17 protein-coding genes are annotated in these 25,862 nt (G+C 45.1%); 9 read left to right on the top strand and 8 right to left on the bottom strand.

The window, feature by feature from the left end; translation table 11 throughout:
* Nucleotides 1-282: 282 nt before the first annotated feature.
* Complete coding sequence (locus AB8613_RS23600) at nucleotides 283-663, top strand: NADH:ubiquinone oxidoreductase (protein WP_146490125.1); 381 nt, start codon at nucleotides 283-285, stop codon at nucleotides 661-663.
* 136 nt (nucleotides 664-799) lie between these two features.
* On the opposite strand, the gene AB8613_RS23595 is transcribed toward AB8613_RS23600, so the two are convergent.
* Complete coding sequence (locus AB8613_RS23595) at nucleotides 800-1,144, bottom strand: YajD family HNH nuclease (RefSeq protein WP_017060876.1); 345 nt, start codon at nucleotides 1,142-1,144, stop codon at nucleotides 800-802.
* 284 nt (nucleotides 1,145-1,428) lie between these two features.
* Here AB8613_RS23595 and yghU point away from each other — a divergent pair, with 284 nt between their 5' ends.
* From yghU to AB8613_RS23565, 6 genes are all read left to right on the top strand, one after another.
* Nucleotides 1,429-2,286 (top strand): glutathione-dependent disulfide-bond oxidoreductase, encoded by an 858-nt coding sequence (gene yghU, locus AB8613_RS23590; protein ID WP_372385171.1) that lies wholly within the window; start codon nucleotides 1,429-1,431, stop codon nucleotides 2,284-2,286.
* Between the two features lie 318 nt (nucleotides 2,287-2,604).
* Nucleotides 2,605-3,741 (top strand): hypothetical protein, encoded by a 1,137-nt coding sequence (locus tag AB8613_RS23585; RefSeq protein ID WP_372385170.1) that lies wholly within the window; start codon nucleotides 2,605-2,607, stop codon nucleotides 3,739-3,741.
* Nucleotides 3,742-3,757: 16 nt separating this feature from the next.
* Nucleotides 3,758-4,663 carry a metal ABC transporter solute-binding protein, Zn/Mn family gene (locus AB8613_RS23580; protein ID WP_372385823.1) on the top strand — a complete coding sequence of 302 codons (906 nt, stop codon included), beginning with the start codon at nucleotides 3,758-3,760 and terminating at the stop codon, nucleotides 4,661-4,663.
* A complete protein-coding gene (locus AB8613_RS23575) occupies nucleotides 4,663-5,430 on the top strand; it encodes a metal ABC transporter permease (RefSeq protein WP_372385169.1) in 768 nt (255 codons plus the stop codon). Before AB8613_RS23580 ends, AB8613_RS23575 begins: the two co-directional genes overlap by 1 nt.
* 248 nt (nucleotides 5,431-5,678) lie before the next feature.
* Complete coding sequence (locus tag AB8613_RS23570; RefSeq protein WP_372385168.1) at nucleotides 5,679-10,166, top strand: SslE/AcfD family lipoprotein zinc metalloprotease; 4,488 nt, start codon at nucleotides 5,679-5,681, stop codon at nucleotides 10,164-10,166.
* A 205-nt stretch (nucleotides 10,167-10,371) separates the two neighbouring features.
* The gene (locus AB8613_RS23565; RefSeq protein WP_052880068.1) at nucleotides 10,372-10,695 is read left to right on the top strand and encodes a DOPA 4,5-dioxygenase family protein; all 324 of its coding nucleotides are present in this window, start codon (nucleotides 10,372-10,374) and stop codon (nucleotides 10,693-10,695) included.
* Between the two features lie 145 nt (nucleotides 10,696-10,840).
* Here the strand turns inward: AB8613_RS23565 and fruA are convergent, their stop codons facing one another.
* The 3 genes from fruA to fruB are packed head-to-tail and all read right to left on the bottom strand — an operon-like array spanning nucleotide 10,841 to nucleotide 14,719.
* Nucleotides 10,841-12,583, bottom strand: a complete 1,743-nt coding sequence (gene fruA / locus AB8613_RS23560) for a PTS fructose transporter subunit IIBC (protein ID WP_372385167.1) — start codon at nucleotides 12,581-12,583, stop codon at nucleotides 10,841-10,843.
* A gap of 15 nt (nucleotides 12,584-12,598) precedes the next feature.
* Nucleotides 12,599-13,576, bottom strand: coding sequence for a 1-phosphofructokinase (gene pfkB / locus AB8613_RS23555; RefSeq protein WP_280604129.1), 978 nt, complete (start codon nucleotides 13,574-13,576; stop codon nucleotides 12,599-12,601).
* A 9-nt stretch (nucleotides 13,577-13,585) separates the two neighbouring features.
* Complete coding sequence (fruB, locus tag AB8613_RS23550) at nucleotides 13,586-14,719, bottom strand: fused PTS fructose transporter subunit IIA/HPr protein (protein WP_285954623.1); 1,134 nt, start codon at nucleotides 14,717-14,719, stop codon at nucleotides 13,586-13,588.
* A 373-nt stretch (nucleotides 14,720-15,092) separates the two neighbouring features.
* Here fruB and cra point away from each other — a divergent pair, with 373 nt between their 5' ends.
* On the top strand, nucleotides 15,093-16,097 hold the full coding sequence (cra, locus tag AB8613_RS23545) for a catabolite repressor/activator (RefSeq protein WP_285954622.1): 1,005 nt from the start codon (nucleotides 15,093-15,095) through the stop codon (nucleotides 16,095-16,097).
* Nucleotides 16,098-16,147: 50 nt separating this feature from the next.
* On the opposite strand, the gene AB8613_RS23540 is transcribed toward cra, so the two are convergent.
* From AB8613_RS23540 to nirB, 4 genes are all read right to left on the bottom strand, one after another.
* Complete coding sequence (locus AB8613_RS23540; RefSeq protein ID WP_372385166.1) at nucleotides 16,148-17,938, bottom strand: protein kinase; 1,791 nt, start codon at nucleotides 17,936-17,938, stop codon at nucleotides 16,148-16,150.
* Between the two features lie 162 nt (nucleotides 17,939-18,100).
* Nucleotides 18,101-19,570 carry a NarK family nitrate/nitrite MFS transporter gene (locus tag AB8613_RS23535; protein ID WP_372385165.1) on the bottom strand — a complete coding sequence of 490 codons (1,470 nt, stop codon included), beginning with the start codon at nucleotides 19,568-19,570 and terminating at the stop codon, nucleotides 18,101-18,103.
* Between the two features lie 142 nt (nucleotides 19,571-19,712).
* The gene (nirD, locus tag AB8613_RS23530) at nucleotides 19,713-20,057 is read right to left on the bottom strand and encodes a nitrite reductase small subunit NirD (protein WP_372385164.1); all 345 of its coding nucleotides are present in this window, start codon (nucleotides 20,055-20,057) and stop codon (nucleotides 19,713-19,715) included.
* 140 nt (nucleotides 20,058-20,197) lie between these two features.
* Entirely contained in the window at nucleotides 20,198-22,780 is a 2,583-nt protein-coding gene (gene nirB / locus AB8613_RS23525) for a nitrite reductase large subunit NirB (protein WP_372385163.1), read from the bottom strand.
* Between the two features lie 472 nt (nucleotides 22,781-23,252).
* Between nirB and AB8613_RS23520 the strand changes: the two genes are divergently transcribed.
* Nucleotides 23,253-25,835: a molybdopterin oxidoreductase family protein gene (locus tag AB8613_RS23520; protein WP_372385162.1), complete on the top strand. Its 2,583-nt coding sequence runs from the start codon at nucleotides 23,253-23,255 to the stop codon at nucleotides 25,833-25,835.
* Nucleotides 25,836-25,862 lie beyond the last annotated feature (27 nt).

The raw sequence follows: 25,862 nt of genomic DNA, 5'->3' as shown, positions 1-25,862 counted from the left end.
GGATATCACAGAGTTGCAAATAATTTTAATTAATTTCTAAGGTTAAATTTGTGTAACAAAATAAATCGAATTAGTGCTTTTTTCATATGAGACAAGGAGTAACGGAGTTCTATTAGAAATGGGATGTTAACCAATTGTTAATGGTGGTTTTTGTGGGTGCTTTTGCTTACATTTTGTTCGATATGAGGGGTTGTGTTGTTGGGAAAAAGTGGGAAAATAGTACGCAAACTGAGATTCCAAAAATGAAAGGATGCGTTTCTAGTCTATTACGAGGCGAGTATTATGAAACTATTTTTAATTCTATTGATGTCGATTACTGGTGGTGTAGCAGCTGCTGATCATATTCATTCTTTCTTGTTCGGCTTCTACGTTGCGGCATTGGCTGTAGGCAGTTGTTACTGGCTTGCATTCCGCAGCACGCGTTTCCCACAGTTGGCATTAGTGCTATTGATGTGTGGCTTTTTTGCGAAGATTGCAGTGACGGTTATCGGTGTTTCTTGGGGTATCTCGAACGATATCATTCAATCGCCGTTCATTTTCTCATTGTCATACCTGTTCTTCTTAGTGGTTGTGTCTTATGTTTGGTTTGCATACCGCGATAAACTGACGATGAAAAAGCGCGCTAAACAGGTAGAAGAGTCTCGCAAACAAGCGGCAGCATAATTCGATTTGATTCTTAAAAAGCCTTCTTCGGAAGGCTTTTTTGATCCAGAGATAGTCTATATGGCTGCAGATAAAAGAAACCCCAGTATGGTGACATACTGGGGTTTCTTGTTTATTAATCCTTGATGAAGAACGTTTACTTCTTCATCATCTTAGCGAGATCGGCGAACGGGTTGTGTGTTGCTGACTGATGATCATCTAAACTCGCTTTTGCATCCACACCATAACGCTCATGATCAGTGTATTTTGAATGCTCATGATCGTGACAGTATAGGCACAGTAGCTCCCAGTTACTGCCATCTTCAGGGTTGTTTGTATGGTCGTGATCCACGTGGTGAACGGTAAGCTCTCGGAGGTTTGAGTAAACAAATTCACGCGCACATTTACCACAAACCCAAGGGTACAGTTTTAGTGCTTTTTCGCGGTAGCCTTTCTCTTGGCGAGCATACGCTGCACTCGAACCTGTGAAATCAGAAGACATTGCCAAATCCTTATCAATTGTAATATCCCGATTTTATCACAGCTTTCTTGAAGCTGTTGGTATGTCGTTCGTAAAATCATGGCTAAATGATGCGTTGGATTTATCGATATTAGATTGAAGTTTGAATACAGACTTACCTTCTACACACTAACGCTTAAGCGGGTTATGTCTTTCTGGAATAAGCCATGCTTAACAGTTTGAAAATAAATCGTATTCAGGGGTTTTAACCACAGGCATGTGACCTAATATCAGTTTGTGAGACCCTATATTAATAAGGAAATATCATGTCTGAACAATACACTCCGCCAAAAGTTTGGGTTAACGATACTGCTGGTGGTAACAAGTGGGCAAACATCAATAGTCCTGAATCTGGAGCTCGCTTTGATAAAGAGCTTCCTGTTGGTGACCATGCTTTTCAATTGTATTCTCTCGGCACACCTAACGGTCAAAAAGTCACTATCTTACTGGAAGAGTTGTTAGCGGCGGGTGTTGAAGAAGCTGAATATGATGCGTACTTGATCAACATCGGTGAGGCTGATCAGTTCTCATCCGGCTTTGTTGGAGTGAATCCAAATTCTAAAATACCAGCGCTTGTCGACAAGTCTGGTGATGAAGACGTTAATGTTTTCGAATCGGCATCTATCTTGATGCATTTAGCTGAAAAATTTGGTCACTTTTTACCAAAAGAAGGGGCAGCAAGAACACAAACTATTAACTGGTTGTTCTGGGCACAAGGTTCAGCCCCATTCCTAGGTGGAGGCTTTGGCCATTTCTATGCTTACGCTGATGAAAAGCAAGAGTACCCAATTAACCGCTTTGCGATGGAAGCTAAGCGTCAGCTAGACGTGTTAGATAAACAACTCGCTAATAACACATTTGTGGCAGGTGAAGAGCTAAGCATCGCTGATATCGCGATTTGGCCATGGTATGGCAACCTTGTGCTTGGCAAAATCTACGATGCTGCTGAGTTCCTACAGGTTGAGTCTTACACCAACGTTGTGCGCTGGGCGAAGCAACTAGAAGCGCGTGAAGGCTTCCAACGAGGTCGAGTGGTTAACCGTTCATTTGGCGAAGAGTGGGAGCAAGTACCAGAGCGCCATTCTGCGGAAGACATTGACCGAGTTTTAAAGCTACGCCCTTAGTGATTTTAAAACGATAGTCGACACCAGTATCTCTAGAGTTTGTTTTAGCGGCCAACGTTAACTCAAACTCTAGTTTTTTGTTCCATCGAATCATTCCTTCCTTATATCAGTCTTTCGATAAATACCGTTACTATTCGCTTTCACTTGTCAATTGCTGTTTTTGTTTATGTGGTTGAATATTAATGGCTTTTACCCGATTTAATGCCCTGTTATTAGAGTTGTTTCATACTTTGTTACATTTCAACGATTAACTATTTATTGTAATGTTATAACATAACAATAAATTAATTGGTGATGTATCTTAGAAAGGAAAAAGTTGTGAATAAAAAATTGGTTTCTCTAGCGGTTGGTAGCATTCTCGTTTCCCCTGTTTTTGCCGACACGTTATCAAACCCTCAAATTGGCGTTGTTCTTGATGGTTATTATCAAGATGGTCAACGTAATAACTCGGAGCGTGATGAAGGGTTTGGCCTTGGTCATACCGAATTAAACATGTCGGCCAATATCGACGATAAGTTCTATGGCTCTTTAACGACCGTCATTGAAAGTCATGATGATGAAACGGAGTTGTTGCTTGAAGAAGCGTTCATTGAAACCTTAACAATGCCTTACGGCTTGAGTATCCGAGGTGGTCGTTTCCTATCAGATTTTGGTTACCTGAATAACCAACATATGCATACTGATAGTTTTGTTGAGCGTCCTGCGGCTTACCGCACATTCTTAGGCTCTCATTATTACGATGATGGTGTTCGTGCGAACATCGTTCTTCCTACAGATCTGTATGTGAAGTTTGGTGTTGAAGCGCTAAGTGGTAGCAAGATGTCTTCTGTTGATGATGGCTCTGACGTTGGTGTTTACACTACAACTCTTAAGCTGGGTGACGACTTTTCAGAGTCATCAAGCTGGCAGTTTGGTCTGAGCTACTTACGAAATGAAAACGGTAAAGTTCGTGAGTTTGGAGACCATGATCACGGGCATGACCATGACCACGATCATAGCCACGGCGCAGCTGTAACGGGCTCAAACTTATACGGTGCTGATTTTGTATGGAAGTGGGCTCCAAACGGTAACTACAAATACCAAAACTTCACGCTTGCAGCTGAGTACATGCTGTTGGATGGCATCGTTGATGACAAATACAAAAATGATGCGGAATCACCAGATACGCTAGCAGGCTATTATGTATCGGGTGTTTACCGATTCAGCCCAAGCTGGTCTGCTGGCCTGCGCTATGGTGAAGCGGAAAGCTATGATGGACACGCACATGGTGACCACATGCACTTTACTGCAATGAACGACAAAGAAGCGGATGCAATGATCGCTTGGGACTCATCTCATTTTGGTACAGTTAGAGCGCAATACTCTCGTGTTGAAAACCAAAGTAAAGAGACAGATAACGTATTTACCCTTCAGTATGTGATGACCTTTGGGGCGCACGGTGCTCATGCATTCTAGGAAATCTCTACTTACAATGGCAGCAGGTGTTGCCATTGTATCCTCATCTATAATTGTATCTTCGTCTGCAATGGCGTTGAATATTTTCGTTTGTGAGCCTGAATGGCAAGCACTTGTTCACAGTCACGCTCCTGATGCCAACATCTACTCGGCGACTACGGCTAAACAAGACCCGCACTATGTACAAGCAAGACCGTCACTTATTGCCAAAATGCGCCAAGCTGATATGGCAATGTGTTCTGGCTCTGAATTAGAAGTAGGCTGGTTGCCAATGCTGCAAGTACGCAGTGGTAACCCTGCGGTTCAAGATAGCTCGGCAACCATGTTATACGCGAGCGATATGGTTGGTATGCTTGATACCCATGACCATGTCGATCGAAGCATGGGAGACATCCACGCTCATGGAAATCCACATGTTCAGTTTGCTGCTGAGTATATGATTCCTATCTCCAGAGAAGTCACCAAACGTTTACAACTGGTTGATTCTGACAATGCACATATCTACATGCGAAATGGCATGAAGTTTCGTGCCAACTGGCGTAATAAATTGGCAGAGTGGGAAACCAAAGCTGAGCCGTTACAAGGTAAAAAAATAGTCGGTTATCATGCCACGTATCGCTACCTCTTTGACTGGCTAGATATGGCGCAAATTGCTGATTTAGAACCAAAGCCTGGGATATCACCGACTACGTCGCATTTGCAGTCATTGACCAAGTTGGATCCTGCTTCGTTTGATGCGATTGTGTATTCATCACATCAAGATAAGCGTCCTGCCAATTGGCTCAATCAACAAACCGGTAAACCTATGGTTCAGTTACCACTTTCAGTTTCAGAAGGACAGAGCTTAGACGAGATGTACGATCAAGTGATTGATGATCTGTTGGATACATTGGTCGATTCAGAAACACCTAAGAGCTCGTGATGTGGATGGAATATAGCTGGCTGGCACCTGCCGTATTGTGTGGTTTGATTGCATTAGTCGGTAACATCGTGCTTGGAGAGCAAGTCCTCAAACGCCAGATCATCTTTATTGATCTCGCTGTCGCGCAAGTGGCTGCCCTTGGCGCTGCTTTGAGTCAATATTGGCTGAGCCGATATGCACTGTTTAGCGGCTCTTGGTTTGCAGAGATGATTGGCCCGTGGGTCATGTCATTGTTGCTATGCGGATTAATTGCGTTAATGGAAAAGCGTTACAAACAACACTTAGAACCAATGATAGGAAGTTTGTTTGTGGTATCGGCTTCATTAGCGATTCTATTGGTCAGCAAAGATCCTCATGGTGCCGATTTTATTCAAGGCATTCTCAACGGGCAGCTGTTGTGGTCTACCTGGGATGACGTTTGGCCATTGGCAATAATCACGGCCGCGATGTTGGTGTTAATTAGCGTAAAGCCTGAATTTATGCAGGGTAGTGGCTTTTATCTTATCTTTGCTATTTTGATGCCGATCACCGTAAAGCTGACTGGGATATATTTGGAGTTTGCGTTACTGGTGATTCCTGCGTTATGTGCAGCTGCGTATAAAGGCGTTCGCTTCTTTATTGCGAGTATTGGGATTGGCACTGTCGGTATTTTATCGGGCTTAGCGGTGTCGGCTTATTATGACTTACCGAGTGGCGCCAGCATTGTGATCACGCTGTTTTTGGTGGGGGTGATGTTTAATATTGTGATGCAGTTGCGCCGATACTAACGTGATACTAAATTGGCTAAGAGCTATTGAGTAGAAACGCCATATCTCAATCGAGATATGGCGTTTTTCCGTTTTAAGGTAGGGAGAGGTTTTGCAATTGGAATGAGAGTCTCAATTATCATTTTGTTTATCTTATTCAATCGCTTATGAGAAATGGTCTTTGTGGTTAAGACAAAAAACAATAGTCATCGAGATGGAGTAAATCTATAAGATAACGGTCCACTTAAAATTACGACCAACTTCGCTCAATGAAAAAAAACTTAATTGCGCTGGCTATCATATCCGCGGCTCTTTCCGGGTGTAATCACGATTCACTAAGCTATAGTGACGGCCCTGATACGGTTCCTCCAACAGACATTATTCCACCAACGGATATTCTTCCGCCGACAGATATTGTTCCACCAACGGATATTCTTCCGCCGACTGACATTATTCCACCAACAGATATTATCCCCCCAACAACTTACATAGGTTCACTGTTGTCGAGTGGGGCGTTTGTGTCTGGAGATGTATACTGTGACGGCGTTCATCTTGAAAACGGAACGTTCAGTGTTAAACAAGGCGTGAGTTTTAGTTGTACCTTGGGTCACCTTACTTTAGGTGATTTCACGGCTCCTTTCCCTGAAGTTACAGAAAGCACGATTTCAAATGATGCGCTTCATGCGGCATTTGAGTTGACAGAATTACATGGAGACAACGTTACTAAGGTACTCGAATCAATTGATGTTTGTGAGACTGAAAGTGCTATCTGTTTAAAAGAACTGGATGCTTTTGATATTGAAGATGTGTTCTCGCAACTTGATGATCAAGATGCTGTTGATGCGTACTTTTCATCGAAAGAAGAAGAGTCTACAGATGAAGTAGGTAAGGCTCCTAGTTCACACGTAGACACAACAGTTGTTCCTGCGGTTGACCCTAATGCGGACAATAACCTTAACGCTGGTTTTGTTTCTGCAGACGCAGAGTCTACCTATGCTTATAAGCCAAGTGTTGAAGGTAAGGTGTTAACTCGCAGTAAGCTTACAGACGCTAATGGTAAAGCGATTTCTGGGATCAGTTTCTTTTCGGTTAACGCGACGGGCGTGACGGATGAAGAGGGAATCTTTGAGTACCTGTGGGGCGACAGAATCGTTTTTGGTATTGATACGTTTGAGTTTGGCTCCATTACGGGTAATCAGATTGCTTATAAATTGTCTGATGTGACCAATAATGTGGTTGAGAAAGCGAATATCCAGTCATTACTAGAGCGCTACGCGCTTGATCATGTAAGTCATTATGAGATATCTGAAGAAGTCCAAGATACCTTTTCAAAGTACCCTAACGTTATAAATGAACTGATCAACCTAACTCTGCCAAATGGGGGATTAATAGAGGGTACAGACTTTGAACTTCCTAATGAGTTTGTTGGTCAGTTTAGCCAAGGGTTAACGGCAGTAATCGATGAGCAGCTGCGCCAAACGCCTCAGTTTATGGATTATGTTCGTCAACCTGCCGTTTTATCTATGGATTCTGGTCAGTATGTTACGGAGTCTTTGCAGCAAATCTTCCACAACGTCACCACATTCCATGTTTTCAATGACAATGGTAGTTTTTACGGTGCGACGGGGTATACCCGTGGTATGCGAGCTCTGAACATATCGAACAGAGCATTCCCTGTGATGATGCCAAGAACTGATAAAAACCGTCAGCTTTATTTTGGTGAGAAGCAGGCTTGGACTCGTGAAGGCAAACCTTACATCGCACAACACCTAAGTATCTCGATGCCTCCGATTCCTTTAGTCTCTGAAGACAACGCGACTTATGGTTTTCCATTCGTTACAGCAGGCGAGATAGGCAAAGGTAAAGTCGTGTTCATGGGTAATGGCTTATATCCAAGTATTCTGTCATGCCCTGAAAATTATTGGGCCAATCGAACATTGCATATCGATAGCAACAAACAACAGTGCACTGTTTCGACGTTCGAAAACCTACTGCATGATGACCAAGGCAGCATGAGCTTGTTTTTCTCGAACTTGTTTGAGTGGTTCAATAATGGTCTGCCTATTGCTGGGATGAATGCAGTCACCAATATTGACCAAGCTTATTCGGCTTATCACCACTCCACAATGGGTAAGCAGTACACGTTTTTTGTTAGTCCTCAGTATGGTTTTGCATCAGTAGAAAAGCGTGGTTCAGGTGACTTTGATGGTTTGGATATGAGCACTACGCCGATTTTGATCCTTCAGGCATATCCCCCTAAGTTGGTTCAAGATGGTATGACTAACCAGTTTGTTGCTGACTTGGATAACCCGAACTTAAGCCAAGACGATATTACCGCTCTTATCAACTATGTTAATAACGGTGGCAATATCTTGTTTATGGATGCGATTCAAACGACAAACCCTGAACCTATTGGACGCTTGGCGGATGCCGCTGGTGTTTCACTAGGTGGTGAAAACGTTACGCCGACAAACCAAGCTTTCTGCGGTAGCTCTTATTATTGCCAAGCGCCGTATCCAAATCTTCACGTGAAGAGCGAAAAGGAAATGGTGGTTCTTGAGCGTTTTCAAGATAACCAAGGAGAGCCTCCATTCACGGTAAATCAAGATGGTACGGTTGAGTGGATCAAAGATGAATCCAAAATCAAGTTTGAAATCCCGACTTATGAGGTTACTAAGTTAGACGCTGAAGGGAAACCAGTGCTTGATGAGTCTGGCGTACCAGTCATGGAGACAAAATCCGCACGTATCTTTGTTGAATCGGCAGAAGAGCGTGAAGCGGCAATCAAAGAACTGCAGTCGGCATTCGTTAGCACTGAGCTTTGTAAGAACGAGTATGAATATGAATTTAACTGTATAGAGACTCGTTCTGGAGACGGCATCACTGTTCGTGGTGCTTATCATAGAGCCGATTTCGACCGCTATGAAGTGAGTAAAACCGTTGTCGACAGTATGGTGAAAGCAGCAAACTTGGGTTCTAACTTTACAGCGCTTTACGAGCACGAGATTTACTATCGCACGAAGGGCACTAAAGGTAAGCGTCTGTCTAACAGCGAATTGAATCAAGCGTTTGATAACCTGTCTGTTTGGATGTGGAATGACAACGCATACCGTTTTGAAACAGACATACAAGATGAGTTGGGGTTCAAGCAGGCTGTTCAGTTCCTAAACTGTTATACCGAAGACTTACATCAAACAGACACAAATGATGCACAGTGTCCTGTTGACCTAAAAGCGTCGTTAGTCGCTAATGGAATGATTCATGGCGAAGGTGAGTTATCGGGACAGTTGAATCCGAGCTATCCATTAAATTACATGGAGAAACCTCTGACTCGCATTATGTTGGGGCGCTCTTTTTGGGATCATGAAATCGTTGTTGATACCACAATGTATCCCGGTCGAACTTCAGGAGCATCTTCGTCAAGTTCGGTTCTTATCCAAACAGATGGCAAGGGCGTCACGTATTCGGCTGGGAACAATCAATCGACAGGTTTATGGGCTCCTCAGCTTCAAGATGTAACTATTAGTGATGGTGTAGCTGCAACGATCACTGTGATGATGGCGGATGACCTTACAGGTAAGCCGAATCATGAAACCAGTTTGAAGCGCCCTCCGCGTATGCAAATTAACTATGCGTACGACGGTTCAAACTTAACCTTCAAGGTTCCATATGGCGGCCTTATTTACATTCAACCGAAAGTAAAAGAGTTTGGTGAAGTCTCGTTTAGCATTGATGGCGCGTTAAAAGCGGCTTGGTGGAAAGAGGGTGAGTGGATTAACCCAGTTCAATCGGCAGAGGGGCCTATTGCGGAAGTCGATACGGGTTCATTTATTTATACGACACCAATCAGGAATCTAGAATCCGCTGATTTGAACCAATTCGCAACAGATATGAATCGATTCGCTGAAGCTGCAAGTAACTTCTACGGACGTGATGAGATACAAAACGATGGTTTACACCGTAGGTTCACTTATCCAGAACTGAAGGCGTTCCGCCATCGTTTTGTGAATGACGTGCAGATTTCGATTGGTGCGGCTCATTCTGGCTACCCAGTGATGAACTCAAGCTTTAATGCAAATCGAACACACATTCCAACCAACCCTGTGAACGACTGGCTGTTGTGGCATGAAGTTGGTCATAACTTAGCATCAGCTCCTTTCTTAGCGACTGGTAGTACGGAAGTCACCAATAACCTTCTTGCGTTGTATATGCAGGAATTAGAGGGTCGCAATTCAAACCCTGAAATGGATCGCATTAAATCGGATATTAAGAAAGCACCTAAATGGTTGGAGCTTAATAATGAACATGCGTGGTCACATGGTGATGCAGGTTTACGATTAGTTATGTTTGGTCAGCTAAAAATCTGGGCGAAATCGAACTTTGCAATTGATGATTGGTATACACGCGGCGCAAGCCAATCTGATGTGTATGGTGAAGATGAAGGCTGGAATATGTTCAAGCTTATGCATCGTAAAGCGCGAGACGATAGAGAAGGTGACTCTAATACGAACTATTGTAGCGCTAGCGAGACTGGGCTTTCTGGTGGAGACCTAATGATGGTGTGCGCTTCTTATGTTTCGAGCTATGACTTAAGTGATTTCTTTGTTGCTTGGAACGTGGGCGAAACCTCAATGACTAATGCTGATGGCTCTAAGTCTTATAGTGGCGGAATTAGCTCTAAAGGTCTTAGTGCGGTTGAACAGTTAAAACTAGAGAAACCAAAGAACAGCCCTTTGAATGTTGATTCAATTTACTAACGCTAATTCTTGCTAAGGCATTTTATAGCCTAAATACAAACGCCACACTTAAATTACGTGTGGCGTTTTTGTCGCAATGTCCTAGAAATTATCAGCTAGATCAGTCTTCTATATGATGTTTAATACTTCGGCTGCCATTGGTTGGCTGTCCTTGTTAGAGAAAGCAGGTTAAACTGTTCGCATCATAATTCTAAAGGATGGTGCCATGTACCACGGTCATATCTATTTCCCTTTGCGATTTGCAGAGCAGGCAGAAACACTGCGTCAGAAAATCCTCTCAGAACGTAAAGATGTGTTAGAGACTTTCCCATTAATCCAGCGTTTGGTTGGCCCACATAAGATGCCGATGTTTGAAATTCACTTTGCTAACAAAGAGTCGGGTATTGTTGAGTGGCTTGAGCAAGAACGCGGCGATATGTCGGTGCTTATTCACCCGGTAACTGGCGGTGAAGAAACTTTGGATCACACAGTACGTGCGATTTGGCTTGGTCGTGAACTGGGTGTCTTTGAAGAAACGCTGAGTAGTTAATCAAATATACCAATATTGTACTTAACTCATTCCGACCGGAAAATGCACGAATAATAAAAAGGCTCCTCATATGAGGAGCCTTTATTCTGTTTCAAGGAACAGTTTATCAAGAGTCTCTGTTTGTCATCTAAACAGAGTAGGGGGATTAAGCCTCTGCCGTTACTTTAGAGCCGCTCATCTTTTTAAGTGCTGCGTAACCAAAGCCTGTTACTGCTGTACCTGCTGCAATCGCCACTAGGTACATAAGCACTGGAGAGATAGCGCCAGGAATCAGTAGTACGAACAAGCCGCCGTGTGGAGCCATCAGCTGTGCACCAAACATCATTGATAGAGCACCCGTTAGTGCACCACCTGCCATACAAGCTGGGATAACACGCATTGGGTCTTTCGCTGCGAATGGAATCGCACCTTCAGAGATGAAACATAGGCCAAGAACGAATGATGCTTTACCTGCTTCACGCTCGCTTGCTTCAAACTTGTCTTTCACTAGGAAAGTCGCAAGGCCCATACCTAGAGCAGGAACCATACCTGCTGCCATGATAGCCGCCATTGGTGCGTAAGTTTGCGAAGCCAGCAGACCAACACCAAATGTGTAAGCCGCTTTGTTTACCGGACCACCAAGGTCGAAACACATCATTGCGCCTAGAATCACACCTAGAAGAATCGCATTAGACGTACCCATGTTGTTTAGGAAGTCTGTCATTGCGCTCATCACGCCAGATACAGGACCACCAACGATGTACACCATCACAAGGCCAGTGAACAAACTCGCGATAAACGGAATGATCAGGATAGGCTTGAGGGCTTCCATAGATTGTGGAAGCTGAACTTTGTCGGCAATGAGTTTTGCAGAGTAACCCGCAATGAAACCAGCCGCGATACCACCTAGGAAGCCAGCGCCCGTTGAGCTAGCCAGCATACCGCCAATTAGACCTGGAGCAAGACCCGGACGGTCAGCAATCGAGAATGCAATGAAACCAGCAAGAACAGGAATCATCAGTGCGAATGCAGAACCACCACCGATAGTCATCAGTGCTGCTGCCAGTGTGCCTTCTTCTTTAAACGCTTCGATACCGAATACGAAAGAAAGAGCGATGATCAAACCACCCGCAACAACCACTGGAAGCATGTGAGATACACCTGTCATTAGGTGCTTGTACACGCCTTTCTTCTCGTCAGCAGGTGCTGAATTTGAAGAAGCAGTGTGTTGGTATGGTTTAGCTTCTGCGAATGCTTTTTCCATCTCTTGCTTTGTTTTCTTAAGCGCAGGACCCGTTGTCGTTTTGTACAGCGCTTTGCCGTTAAAACGATCAAGAGGTACGTCGATGTCAGCTGCGATGATAACAAGGTCAGCGTCTGCGATTTCTTGGTCTGTCAGTTGGTTTTTCGCACCTACAGAGCCGCGAGTTTCCACTTTAATTTGGTGACCTAGGCGTTTGCCTTCTGCTTCAAGCGCTTCAGCTGCCATAAAGGTATGTGCAACGCCAGTTGGGCAAGCCGTAATCGCTACGATCTTTTTGCTGCCTGTAGCAGGTGACGTACCCGTCACTTTAACAGTGCTTTCAACTTGAGAAGCTTCTAATACCGTTGCCTCTGCTGCCGCTTTCTCTAGAAATGCTTTTGCATCTGCAGTGCACTCAGAGATAGCTGCTTGGTAAACTTTTTTGCCCACGAAACGTGTTTTATCCACGTTTGTGTTAGCTGCAATAACCACAACATCGCTGCTGTCGATAGCGTCTTGTGATACTGGAGATTCAGGTAACACGCTTGATTGACATTCAATAGCGGCGTTCCAACCCAGTGCTTTTGTTGCTTGCTCTAACAAGCCTGCTGCGATGATGCTGTTTGCTACGCCACTAGGGCAAGCTGTGATAATGGTAATATTCATAATAAACCTTTTGTCCTATTTGCTTGTGTCTAACTGGCTAGTTGGAGCACTAAGCGACTGTAATTGGATATTTTGTAGTACTGAATCCAGCTCTTGTTGGCTGGTGATGCCCACGCCTACCTGTGAAACTGCTAGAGCAGATAGGGCAGTGGCGAATTTAATAAGTTCTGGTTTTGGCATCTGTTGCATGTGACCCCAACATAGGCCAGCAACTAAGGTGTCACCTGCGCCTACCGTGCTCACCACTTGCATACGCGGCGGTTGAGCATGTAACCATTCACCTTGGTTTAGCCACATCACGCCTTCTGCGCCAAGTGATACCACGATGTTATCGATGCCTTTTTCACTTAGGGCTTGGCCTGCGTGTTGGCATTGGTCACGTGTTGTCAGTTCTGCGTTGAATAGTTGAGATAGCTCTTCATCGTTTGGCTTAATTAACCAAGGTTGTGCATTGATACCGGCTTTAAGTGCGTCACGGCTACTGTCGAACAGCACCTTTTTACCTAGGTCACGCAAGCGTTGTACCCAAGAAGCGCAAAGCTCTGGCGATACGCCTTGTGGCAAGCTGCCTGCAATCACGAAGTAATCGTGCGTTTCAGCCAGTTCTAACAAGGTTTCTTCAAACGCTTTAATCGCGTCAGCATCAACAGGAACACCTGGGAAGTTGATGTCGCTTACTTGGCCTGAATTCTCTACCAATTTCACGTTGATACGAGTCGCGCCATCAACTCGGATGAAGCGGTCAGTTGCGCCCATCTGTTCGAACAGTTGGCAGAAGGCTTCTTCGTTATTGCGACCAAGGAAACCTGTTACGGTCACTTTAGCGCCAAGCTCTGACAGTACTTTTGCTACGTTTACGCCTTTGCCTGCCGCATGTAGAGAGCCTTTGTTTACTAGGCTCACTGAACCCACGTTAAGTGCGTCGATAGCGCCAGTCAGGTCTAGGGCAGGGTTTAGCGTAACGGTAACGGCTTTGATTTGTTTATCAGACATATCGATTCCTTAACCTTCGCCAAGGCCTGAAGCGATAGCTTTGCCAATCGATTCAAGTGCTTGTGCTGCATCTTCACCTTCAGCAACAAACTGAAGCTGGTGGCCGTGTTTAACGCCAAGTGCGATCACTTTCATCAAGCTCTTCGCGTTCACTTCTTTTCCGTCACCATCTAGGTTTGAAACGCGGATAGTTGATTCGAATTTCTTCGCTTCTGCTACCAGCATTGCACCCGGGCGAGCGTGTAGGCCGTGTGCGTTTTTGATTTTGAATACTGCGCAGTTGTCATCGTCTTGAGACGCTGTAGAAACCGCTTCACCTTTTAGAAGGCCAATCACTTGTGCAACGTCAGCAGTTAACAGTTGTTGCTGTTTACCTTCGAAAACCATCTTGCTTAGGTTTGCCAGAATAGATTGGTGCGCGCTGTTGCAAGCTGCGAATGCGACCAATGCTTTCACTGGTGTGCCTTCATACTCACAATGGTTTGCTGTTGAAACAAACGATACGCCAGTGCGAGTTACGCCTTTATCGCTGCCCAACAACCACAGGCCTTGGCCTAGGTGAGTTGGTGTTTTTGTTACTAGGTCGGCAACGAATGCGTTGTCTGTGCAACCTGTATTCTTAAGAAGGCCGCCTGCAACTGCCGACATTTGAACCATGTCGCTTGCAGGGAACAGTAGCTGAACCAAAGAAGCATCTAGGTCTGCTTCTAGCTGAACTTCGCCGTTAAGTAGGGCGATGATTTCGTCTTCTGATTTCGCTTGCTTTAATTTCTCTTCAACACCGTCAGCCGCTAGCACTTTCGTTAGCTGCTTAAGAATGCCTAAGTGCTCGTCAGATTTAGCTGCAATACCAATTGCTACGTAAACACGGTTGCCGTCTGCCCAATCAATACCTTCAGGGAAGTGGTGTACCGCTACGCCTGTCTTTTTTACTAGGTTGCGAGTGTCAGTCGTTCCGTGAGGAATCGCGATGCCGTTACCTAGGAACGTAGAGTTCTGGTTTTCACGGTTCAGCATTCCTTCAACGTAGCCAGAGTCAACTAAGCCTTTCGCGGTAAGGTCGCCAGCAATGTGTTGGATTGCTTTGAATTTGTCATCGGCCTTTTGACCAAGAGTGATGTCAGATTTTGATAATTTAAGCATGGTGCCTCTTTAGCGTATCGCTTGAGAATTTGTGTATCGCTACGATTCAGTCTAGAGCAAGATTCATGGAGCTTAACTCTTTGCCTTATGCTTGCTGAATCGGTTCAGCATTCAGTGTAAAAAAATTCAGCAAAGCCGATTTTGGTTTTCAAAATAGTTTTGCTGCGTGTCGTAATTTCAGTTTCGTTAATAACGAGAAGTTGAATCACAACAAATGACGCTCAATCCATTCAAAAGGATGATTGAAGTCACTTTTCAGATTTTGCTGAATCCTTTCAGCTTTTATACTGAATCGATTCAGCATATAATTCAACTAATCCGAGGATCAGATCATTGGTTATATGATCCTACGCACAAAATACAGGTCACCCATATGACACTTGATGAAATTGCTAAATTGGCTGGAGTATCGAAAACCACGGCCAGTTATGTCATCAACGGCAAGGCGCAGAAATACAGAATCAGTGAAAAGACTCAGCAGAAAGTCATGGCGGTTGTGGAAGAGTATAACTACCGACCAGACCATGCTGCTTCGTCGCTGCGTGCTGGTAATAGTCGTTCATTTGGTTTGATTATTCCTGATCTCGAAAACAGCAGTTACGCGCGTTTAGCAAAATTGATAGAGCAGAACTCACGTAAAGTGGGCTATCAAATCCTGATTGGGTGTTCTGATGATGATGCTGAAACCGAACGAAAGGTCGCTGAAGCTTTGGTGAGCCGTCGTATCGATGCCTTGCTGGTGGCTAGCTCAATGCCAGACGCCAATGAGTTTTACTTGAAGCTGCAAAACTCAGGTACACCCGTAATCGCGATTGACCGTCCGTTAGATGATGAGCACTTTGCGTGTGTGATCAGTGAAGATTTCGAAGCCGCATTTGAACTGACTCACTCGATCCTTGATGACAGCATTCATAGTGTTGGTTTAATCGGCGCGTTACCTGATCTGAACATTTCACGCGAACGTCACTTAGGTTTTGAAGCAGCGAACAAAGCGCATACTCAACAAACAGGGCTAACAGAAAATAAGCCGATGGTTGTGGGTTATGGAGAACACTTTGATAGAGAATCAGGGCGAGAGGTTTTTGAAGACTGGATAGCTAAAGGCACAGTTCCTGATGCGATTGTGACTATGTCTTACACCTTGTTAGAAGGTGTGTTGGATGTGATGGTCGAAAAGCCAGAGCTGATCAATCAAGTAAAGCTGGCAACCTTTGGTGATAACCGTTTATTGGACTTCTTACCTTTTAAAGTCCATTCACTGCCACAGCAATTCGAAGTGATTGCAGATAGTGCTTTTGCCTTGGCGTTAAATGCTTCCGCTAAGCGTTATCAAGCTGGTATTGAGCTAGTGCCGAGAAGCTTAGTTAGACGAGGCTAACTCGAGCTTTACAGTTAGCTAGAAGCCTCGCGTTTAGCTCGAACTTGGATTTAACTCGTACTCAGTAATAAGCCCATTTCTACAATGGCAACAATGCCGAGCAACAAGGCCAACACTTTCCAAAACTGGATTGGGTTTCGGTTTATCAAAGGTTGCTTGGCTTTGCTTTTTACCAAGCTTTGGTTCGGTGTGTAAAGGTCAGCGACAAAATCCCCCAACACTTGATGACGTTCGCTTGGCGATTCCGCACAGGCTTTTTGTAACACCAAATCCACCCAGCTTGGTAAGTCCGCTCGTTTCTGGGTGATGGGTTGGTATTCCCATTGATGGTGACGAGATTGATTAAGCGATTGTGCGGTCATCTCAGAGTAGGGCAATGTACCCGTTAGCATCTCATAGCCGATCACTGCGATAGAGAACAAATCTGAACTAGTGGTCGCCGTATTGTGCTTGATGGTTTCTGGCGCAATATAATTGACCGCGCCTAATGGTGTATCGTCTTTGTCTGTGAGCTCTCCCTCTTCAAGGCCTCTCACTAACACTGCACCAAGGTCGATGATTTTTATCTCACCATCACGTTGAATCATGATGTTCTCGGGCTTTAAGTCTCGGTGCACCATGTCTGCGCGTTGTAATACTCGAATACCTTGCGTGATCTTTTCTAAGATTTCGCGCACTTCATTGAGTGACGGCTTTGGATTGTCGTACATCCATTGTCTTAGCGTGATGCCTTCAACCCATTCGCAGATTTGATATAAAAATTGCGAATGTTCTGGCGTCGGGTAAACCTTCATTACCTTCTTATTATTCAGCAAGATCCCCGCCCATTGTTCATTAAAGAAGGCTCGGAGTTGCGACGGGCTATCGTGATATTGAACGGAAGGGACTTTTAGCACGAACTCGGTTTGTGTGTCTTTCTGCATAACACGATACACATGGCTTCTTGAGCCTGCATACAACACCTCAAGTACCATAAAGTTGTCGATACTTTGCCCGAGTTTTAAAGCGGGTGGGATGGCACGTTTAGCCAGTTTTTCATGGAATTCAATGAGCGAAGGCTTAGGTAGGTGGTTAACTTGCACAATCAAGCAGCTTACGTTGTCTGAACTGTTGTAGCTTAAAGCGGTATTACAGATCGTTTGTGCAGCGTGTTCGAAATCAACGCCGGGTTTGTCGATATGTTCCTTGAATGTGTTGGGCGAGACAAACTCATGCACACCATCCGATGTGAGGATGAAGCAATCATTCTTCTTGATTGGCAAGGTTTGATAGTCAACGTTGAGCTGATTATCCATACCTAAAGCTCGCGTCAGGTAATGCTTCTGCCCCATGGTTTTACGAGTATGGTCTCGAGTAAGTTGGCGCAGTTCACCATCTCTTAATAGGTAAATTCGACTGTCACCCACATGGAATATATGCGCGGTGTTCGATTTCAATATCACGCTGCTAAAGGTGGAAACGAGCGCATTGTGGTTAACTTGTTGTGCGGGATGAATATTAGAAACAGAAGTGTTGAACAGCCAAGAGTTGAGCGAGGTTAGGACTTTTTGCGCTGAACGCTGAATGCTCCAGCTATTGGGCGTGGCGTAATAGTCGTCGATAAACTGCATCACGCTAGTGTGACTGGCTTTTTGGCCGTGCTCACTGCAACTTGCGCCGTCGGCTATACAAGCAACACTGCCTTTTAGCTCTTGCTCTGCACGAGTCTTAGGGTGCTTTACAATGATGGCGTCTTGGTTTTCATCACGTACGCCTTTATTGGAATAACCACCAAATTTAAGCATAAGCTGATTATTGGATTCAGGCGTGATGACTTGCCCTTGGCTGAATGAAATCGTCATAACTGGTCTGCTTCTTAACTGTCTTCTTCTTAACTGGCTGTTTTCTCATCTGCTTGAGAGCACATCTGAGGAAGAACAAAAGCTCTAGTGAACGTAGAGCTTCTGAACGAAGCACCAAAACGGTGATACCAACCTTGGTGCCTCTCCCGATTCAATGAGTGGTTAGCTCGATACGTTAATTAAGGTCACGCTACCGTCGTCGTTTACTTCGGCGATTTGACCGTTAGGCTCTTCCATGAACATCAGAGTAACGAAGCCTAGTACCGCTGTTCCTGCAATCACTAAGAAGAAGGTTTGGTAACTTACGAATGAAAGTACCGTTAGGTAAACCACCGCACCCACGTTACCGTAAGCGCCAGTCATACCTGCAATTTGACCTGTCATACGACGTTTAATTAGAGGTACTGTTGCAAACACCGCACCTTCCCCCGCTTGTACGAAGAAAGAACACGCCATCGCAGCCACAACTGCTAGCCATACTGGCCATGTACTGTCGACTTGACCCATTGCAAAGTAACCCACAGCAAGACCAATCGTAAGAATAAGCAGTGTTGGTTTACGACCGAATTTATCTGAAATCCAACCGCCACCCGGGCGAGACATCAGGTTCATAAACGCATAAGCCGATGCAACCATACCTGCCAGAACCGGCGTTAATTCAAAGGTTTCAGAGAAGAACAGTGGCAGCATAGAAACAACAGCCAGTTCAGAACCAAATGTCGCGAAATACAACACGTTCAACACAGCAACTTGCTTAAATTTGTACTGGTGAATCTCTGGCACTTCTTCTTTAAATACGTTCTTGTTTACTTTCCAAACCTGAGAAACTTCGTAAACATACAGGGCAGCAAGTACTGCATACACGCCGTAAACCGCTGTGTCCGAAAGCATGCCAATACCTGATGGAGACAGTTTCCAAGCCAGTAGAGCCAGTGCCGCATACATAGGGATCTTCATGAAGAGTAGAAAGAAAAAGTCACCCTTAGACGTCACTTCCATTGCTGTTACTTGAGCAGGTTTGAAGTAAGTAGAACCTTTTGGCGTGTCGGATACATTTTTGTAGAATACAACTGAGAACAGTAGGCTCATTACACCCGTGATACCAACCGCATAACGCCAGCCATCTTCGCCACCAAATACCAATGCCAGTGTAGGAAGTGTGAATGCTGCCGCAGCTGAACCAAAGTTACCCCAACCACCGTAGATACCTTCTGCAGTACCTAATTCATTGTGTGGGAACCACTCAGACACAAGACGAATACCGACCACGAAGCCTGCACCGATGAAGCCTAATAGGAAACGTGCAATCGCCGCTTGAATGAAAGAGTCTGCCATAGCAAACATAAAACAAGGGATTGAACAGACCGCGAGTAGCGAAGAGTAGACCAATCTAGGGCCGTATCTGTCAGTTAACATACCAATGGCGACACGCGCCGGAATGGTTAAGGCAACGTTGAGAATAAGGAGTGTTTTGATCTCTTCAGTAGAAAGACCAAGCGAGGTTTTTACCATTTGCAGTAGTGGAGCAAAGTTGAACCACACTACAAAGGTGATAAAAAAGGCCATCCAACTTAGGTGTAAGGTTTTCATCTTACCCGTAAATGAAAGCAGCGAAAATTTTGTGTTATCCATGGTTTAAATCCTTTAAATCTGGAAAATTACCCGGTTTTAGCTCGTGCGTTACTTCCGAAATTCGAACGCATTCATGTGGCTAAACCCTATGCCGAAATTGCTCACGCCTATAAAGCGTTTACATGATGATGTCGGCGTTTAGTTAACTGGCGATAGCAAGCGGTGCGAGAACCTGTACTTGCTCTCCTTGCTTGCGAACTTCAAATTTCACGAGCTTGAGATCGGGTTGTTCAAGGCACGCGCCAGTTTCTAAGTGGTAATGCTGCTTATATAAGGGCGAGGCTACGTAAGGCTCACCGCTTAATGAACCAATTATACCACGTGACATAACATTCGCCTTGCCGATAGGGTCGTAATTAGAGAGCCCATAAAGCGTGTCGCTGCGCTTGCAGTAAAAAATAGCCACTTGGTTATCGTCTACTTTGGCGCAAATTCCACCATTTGGGGTTAACTCCCGGGTGCTGCATACGGTTGTCCAATTTTCCATGACTTTCTCCTAGTCAAAACATAAAGCTAATAATCAATTTAATTAGGGTGATAGCCGACAGCAGTTTTCTTGGGCTGCGCCACTGTCGACTATCGATATTGGGTTTCGTTGTTACTGATTCACTCACACGTCCATTCGGCTTATGAAACTTCCGTGACTTCGATTTGGTCTGCTTTAGTCAGCTTTGTATCGCGTTTTGTATTCGAAGAATCACTCAAACTTGGCTTTGGAAAGCGTTGCTCTCGTTCTTTGATGAATGACAGGCTAGTGTCCATTTCTTCGCTGTTGATGTAGTGCTGGAAGCGTTTCATCTTTTCAGGGTTTTCGATGGTCGTTTTCCATTCACACTGGTATTTTTCGATGTTGAGGGCGATATCGGCTTCAAGTTCTTCAGCAACGTTGAGCTTGTCTTCAATCACGACTTGTTTGAGGTATTCGATGCCGCCTTCAAGGTTTTCCATCCATACCGATGTACGCTGTAGGCGATCCGCGGTACGTGTGTAGAACATCAGAATGCGGTCGATGTATTGCAGCAGAGTGGTTTCATCAAGGTCGGTAGCAAAAAGGTCACCATGGCGAGGACGCATACCGCCGTTACCACAGATGTAGAGGTTCCAGCCTTTGTCGGTAGCGATAATGCCAAAGTCTTTCGATTGAGCTTCTGCACATTCACGAGTACAGCCAGAAACCGCAAACTTGATCTTGTGTGGCGAGCGTAAGCCTTTGTAGCGGTTCTCGAGTCTAATCGCTAAGCCAACACTGTCGTCGACACCGTATCGACACCAAGTGCTACCGACACACGATTTCACGGTACGTACTGATTTACCGTAGGCATGGCCAGTTTCAAAACCTGCATCGATCAGCTTTTTCCAGATGATTGGCAGTTCGTTAAGTTGCGCGCCAAACAAGTCGACACGTTGACCACCTGTGATTTTGGTATACAGGTCGAACTCTTTTGCGACTTCGCCAAGCACGATTAACTTATCTGGTGTGATTTCACCGCCAGCAATACGTGGTACCACAGAGTAGGTGCCATCTTTTTGCATGTTACCGAGGTAGATGTCGTTGGTGTCTTGCAGTTCGATGTGTTGATCTTCGAGGATGTAATCGTTCCAGTAAGAAGCCAAAATTGAACCGACTGCTGGCTTACATACGGTACAACCTAGTCCGTTTCCGTGAGAATCTAACAGCTCATCAAAGGTCTTAATTTTGTTGACGCGGATGATGTCAGTGAGTTCTTGGCGAGAATAAGCAAAGTGCTCACAAATATCGTTAGAGACTTCAACACCTAGGTTACTTAGCTCACTATCCAGAACCTGTTTAGCAAGAGCAGAACAACCGCCACAACCGGTTGAGGCGTTGGTGGTTTCTTTCAGTGCTGCCATGGTGGTGCAGCCAGCAGATACCGCGTCTTTAATGTCGCCTTTGGTCACATCAAAACATGAACAGATCACAGCGCTGTCTGGCAGAGCTTCAACACCCATTGCCGAACCTGAATCATCCGCCAAGTTAGGTAAAATGAGTACCGATGGGTTTTCAGGAAGGGGCATATCGTTTTGCTTGATTTGCAGTAGCGAGCCATAGGCTTCTGCGTCACCAACCAATACTGCACCGACAATCTTTGTACCGTCAGCTGAGATGATCAGGCGCTTATAAACTTGTTCGATTTCATCGTTATAGGTATACGACTGAGCGCCTTCCGTCTTGCCGTGTACTTCACCAATACTGGCTACGTCTACACCCAGTAGCTTGAGCTTGGTGCTCATGTCTGCGCCAGTGAATTCAGACTCGTCAGTGCCGTCAGAGACAATATGCGAAGCCGCGATTTTTGCCATGGAATAACCAGGGGCTACTAAGCCGAAGATCTTGTTGTCCCATAGGGCACATTCACCAATCGCGTACACGTTGTCGAGGTTGGTTTGGCAGTTGTCGTCGATCACGATGCCGCCACGTTCACCAATGGTAATGTCAGAGCTACGAGCCAGCGCATCCTGTGGGCGAATACCTGCAGAGAACACGATCATATCGGTTTCTAGATGTGTGCCGTCAGCAAAGTTCATGCGGTAGCGAGACGTTTCACCTGCCACAATTTCAGAGGTTGCTTTCTCGGTATGAACTTGCACACCAAGGTCTTCAATTTTTCTGCGCAGTAGGGCGCCGCCACCGTCATCCAGTTGAACCGCCATCAGGCGAGGAGCAAACTCAACCACATGAGTTTCTAATCCAAGGTTTTTGACTGCGTTTGCGGCTTCTAAGCCAAGCAGACCCCCACCAATGACCACGCCTGATTTGCTGCTCTTGCTTGAAAGCTCGATGGCGTCTAAGTCTTCGATAGTACGATAAACGTGACAGTGTTCTTGGTCGTTACCGGGAATAGGAGGAACAAAAGGAAAAGAGCCCGTCGCCAAGATTAGCTTGTCGTAACTTTCAACATGACCACTCTCAGTGATGACTTGTTGATTGGCTGTGTCTAGCTTGGCGACTTTCTGGTTCAACAAGTAGTTCACGCCGTTGCTTTGGTAATACTCTTCACTGGTTAATGACAAGTCATCAGCGGTTTTACCATTAAAGTAGGCGGTGAGCTGAACACGGTCGTACGCTAGCCTTGGCTCTTCGCTAAAAGTAATTACATCAAACTCATCACTGTCTGATTGCAGGATGTTGTCGATAAATTTGTGTCCAACCATGCCGTTACCAACAACGACGATTTTCTTCTTGCTCATAATCCATTCCTTATTCTCGGCATCACCATCACTAGCATCTAATTTCTAGTCGTTAGCAGATGAATACCGGGTTGAGATTCCACTCAATTCATAATCATTAAGAAAAACAAAAATGTTTTTTCTAAGTCTTGGTTTCTAGTGGAGCAAGGAGGGTGCCAGATTGCGAGTTGTTCATTTAAATAAAATTTAATCTATATGTTTCAGATATTTAAAAATTTAAGGTGGCACGTAATTACCCCTAAAGTGGTATGTAAAATTTTTGTTAGATTTATATAAATGAGCGTTTGTGGTGCAACTTTCCGCAAGATGGTGCAAAAATTAAGTTTCTATCTTGGTTAAGTCCGATTTTGTTCGGGGTTGATATTTTGTATTTAATTAAATTATTGTTTTTAATAGAAAATATTTCAATTCGGTCGACTGGTATTAAGTGGCGTGCTATTTGCTTGGTTTGAGTTATTACAATTATGGATAATTGAGCGAGAAACGGATGACCGATTCAAACAGCGGCTGGATAAAATCAACCTGTGCTTATTGTGGTGTAGGGTGTGGAATAGAAGCGAGACCGACATCGTTAGGAAAACTAGAAGTACGTGGTGATAAAGATCATCCATCAAACTATGGAAAGCTATGTACTAAAGGGATTGCGCTTGGTGATACTGTGACGCCTTTAGGACGCCTAACACAGCCTGCTCATATTCAGAATGAGCAAAAACAAGATCTGGATTGGAACAGTGCCACTCAGTTGGTTGCAGACAAATTCAATCAAACGATCGAAGAATTTGGGGCCGATTCGGTTGCGTTCTATGTTTCTGGTCAGCTGCTTACCGAAGACTATTACGTTGCCAATAAATTGATGAAAGGCTTCATCGGCAGTGGCAACATCGATAGTAACTCTCGCCTTTGCATGGCTTCAACTGTGGTCGGGCATAAGCGAGCATTTGGCGCAGACACAGTACCTGTCTGTTATGAAGATTTAGAACAAGCAGAAGTCGTCGTTATCACTGGCTCAAACCTCGCTTGGTGTCACCCTGTGCTATTCCAAAGGTTAAGAGCGGCCAAACAAGCCAACCCTGCATTAAAAGTGATCGTGATTGACCCGCGTTATACCGATACCTGTGAAATTGCCGACATGCACTTGGCGTTGGAGTCAGGCTCAGACGTGGCGCTGTTCAATGGTTTGCTAGCCTACTTAGATGACAACGACAAACTTGATGCTGATTACATTGAAAAACACACTCAAGGTTTTACGGAAGCGATTCGAACAGCCACAGATTACCGTTATACCGAATCAGGCTGGGGCAAAAAAAGCGTTCCTGAACTGACCGGGCTTACTGAGCAGCAACTCGAACAGTTCTACCAGTTTTTTGCATCTAACGAGAAGGTGCTGACTATTTATTCCCAAGGCGTAAACCAATCCACACAAGGGTGCGACAAGGTAAACGCCATTATTAACTGCCATTTAGCGACCGGAAAAATAGGTAAACCGGGCATGGGGCCGTTCTCAGTAACAGGCCAGCCAAACGCAATGGGCGGGCGAGAGGTGGGTGGCCTAGCCAATACCTTAGCGGCGCACTTTGAATTTGGCGATCCGCAATCACACCAAACCGTCAGTGAGTTTTGGCAAACTGACAGCTTGGCTACTCGCGCAGGCTTAAAAGCCATCGATCTATTTGATGCGATGAATGACGGCAAGATAAAAGCCGTGTGGATCATGGCAACCAACCCAGTCGTGAGTTTGCCTGATAGCGAAAAGATCAAAACCGCATTAGAGAAGTGCCCGTTTGTGGTGGTGTCGGACTGCATTGCCGATACGGAAACCACACGCTTGGCCGATGTGGTGCTGCCCGCGCAAGGGTGGAGTGAAAAGTCGGGCACTGTAACCAACTCTGAGCGTCGAATCTCACGCCAGCGCCGCGTGTTACCAAGCCCAGGAGAAGCCAAACCTGATTGGTGGATATTAAAAGAAGTCGCGCAAAATATGGGATTCAAAGAGCAGTTTGATTACCGTCACGAAGGCGAGATCTTCAAAGAGTATTGCGAGATGACAGCGCTCGGTAATGAAGCAGGAAAAGCGCGCGATTTATGCTTAATCGGTCTGACTCAGTTAAATGAGAAAGGCTATGGCGAACTCACTCCACAGCAATGGCCAGTACTTGAATATCAACCAGAGATCATTGAACAGCGCATGTTCACCGATGGCGAGTTCTTTACTGAATCTGGGAAAGCGCAGTTTATCTCGGTTGAACACGACAAGCCAATTGCCGATACCAGTGTCGAATTTCCACTTATCATGAACACAGGCCGAATCCGAGACCAATGGCACACCATGAGCCGCACGGGCTTGGCCGCAGGTTTAGGTGAACACACACCAGAACCCTTTGTCGCCATACATCCAGATACGGTTGCTGAGCTTGGTTTAGATGAGTTTGGGCTAGATGCCTTTAATCACACCACTATTAATCCGGTAGTGAAAGTGCGCAGTGCACAAGGCGAATGCCAAGCTCGATTAGTGGTGACCAAAGAGATGCGCCGAGAACAAGTCTTCATGCCAATTCACTGGAATGCCCCAACCGCCAAAGATAGCAAACCATGTGACCTGATTTTGCCTCATACCGATGCCGCATCAGGCCAGCCAGAATTCAAACACACACCTGTTGTGGTAGAGCCGTGTGGTTATCGCAGTGAAGCCGCACTGGTCAGCGACAAAGTGATGGATTGCAGCGGCTTTGATTACTGGGTACGTCAAAGAGTAGAGGGCGGTTTTCTGTATCGTATATCTTCATCTAAGAACCCAATGGAGTTGGTGATTCAGCTTGCCAACACCCTTGATGCCTTACCAGAACCAAACACGGATGCGATTAAATCACTCCATTACCACGGCAATAAATCGTTCAAGAATTATGGTTCTGCCAAGCTGGATCAATTTGGTGTGAAGCAAGCGTTCGTAGTGAACAGTAAGCTCGACCATCAAAGCATCGATTGGCTGGTGGAGTGCTTAACCCGAGAAGCCGATGAAGAGTTCGAAGCCGAGTTTTTGAGTACATTGGCGAAGTAGTTACTACCTCTCACTCACCATACCTAT

It is taken from the genome of Vibrio sp. BS-M-Sm-2 (assembly GCF_041504345.1).
Classification (GTDB): Bacteria; Pseudomonadota; Gammaproteobacteria; order Enterobacterales; family Vibrionaceae; genus Vibrio; species Vibrio satsumensis.
Note: the sequence above shows the minus strand (reverse complement) of the source record. Positions and strands in the feature narration are given on the sequence as shown.

Coding starts and splice junctions, on each gene's coding strand:
- AB8613_RS23600 (WP_146490125.1), top strand. CDS start 283: ATGAAACTATTTTTAATTCTATTGATGTCGATTACTGGTGGTGTAGCA.
- AB8613_RS23595 (WP_017060876.1), bottom strand. CDS start 1,144: ATGTCTTCTGATTTCACAGGTTCGAGTGCAGCGTATGCTCGCCAAGAG.
- yghU (WP_372385171.1), top strand. CDS start 1,429: ATGTCTGAACAATACACTCCGCCAAAAGTTTGGGTTAACGATACTGCT.
- AB8613_RS23580 (WP_372385823.1), top strand. CDS start 3,758: ATGGCAGCAGGTGTTGCCATTGTATCCTCATCTATAATTGTATCTTCG.
- AB8613_RS23575 (WP_372385169.1), top strand. CDS start 4,663: ATGTGGATGGAATATAGCTGGCTGGCACCTGCCGTATTGTGTGGTTTG.
- AB8613_RS23570 (WP_372385168.1), top strand. CDS start 5,679: ATGAAAAAAAACTTAATTGCGCTGGCTATCATATCCGCGGCTCTTTCC.
- AB8613_RS23565 (WP_052880068.1), top strand. CDS start 10,372: ATGTACCACGGTCATATCTATTTCCCTTTGCGATTTGCAGAGCAGGCA.
- fruA (WP_372385167.1), bottom strand. CDS start 12,583: ATGAATATTACCATTATCACAGCTTGCCCTAGTGGCGTAGCAAACAGC.
- pfkB (WP_280604129.1), bottom strand. CDS start 13,576: ATGTCTGATAAACAAATCAAAGCCGTTACCGTTACGCTAAACCCTGCC.
- fruB (WP_285954623.1), bottom strand. CDS start 14,719: ATGCTTAAATTATCAAAATCTGACATCACTCTTGGTCAAAAGGCCGAT.
- cra (WP_285954622.1), top strand. CDS start 15,093: ATGACACTTGATGAAATTGCTAAATTGGCTGGAGTATCGAAAACCACG.
- AB8613_RS23540 (WP_372385166.1), bottom strand. CDS start 17,938: ATGACGATTTCATTCAGCCAAGGGCAAGTCATCACGCCTGAATCCAAT.
- AB8613_RS23535 (WP_372385165.1), bottom strand. CDS start 19,570: ATGGATAACACAAAATTTTCGCTGCTTTCATTTACGGGTAAGATGAAA.
- nirD (WP_372385164.1), bottom strand. CDS start 20,057: ATGGAAAATTGGACAACCGTATGCAGCACCCGGGAGTTAACCCCAAAT.
- nirB (WP_372385163.1), bottom strand. CDS start 22,780: ATGAGCAAGAAGAAAATCGTCGTTGTTGGTAACGGCATGGTTGGACAC.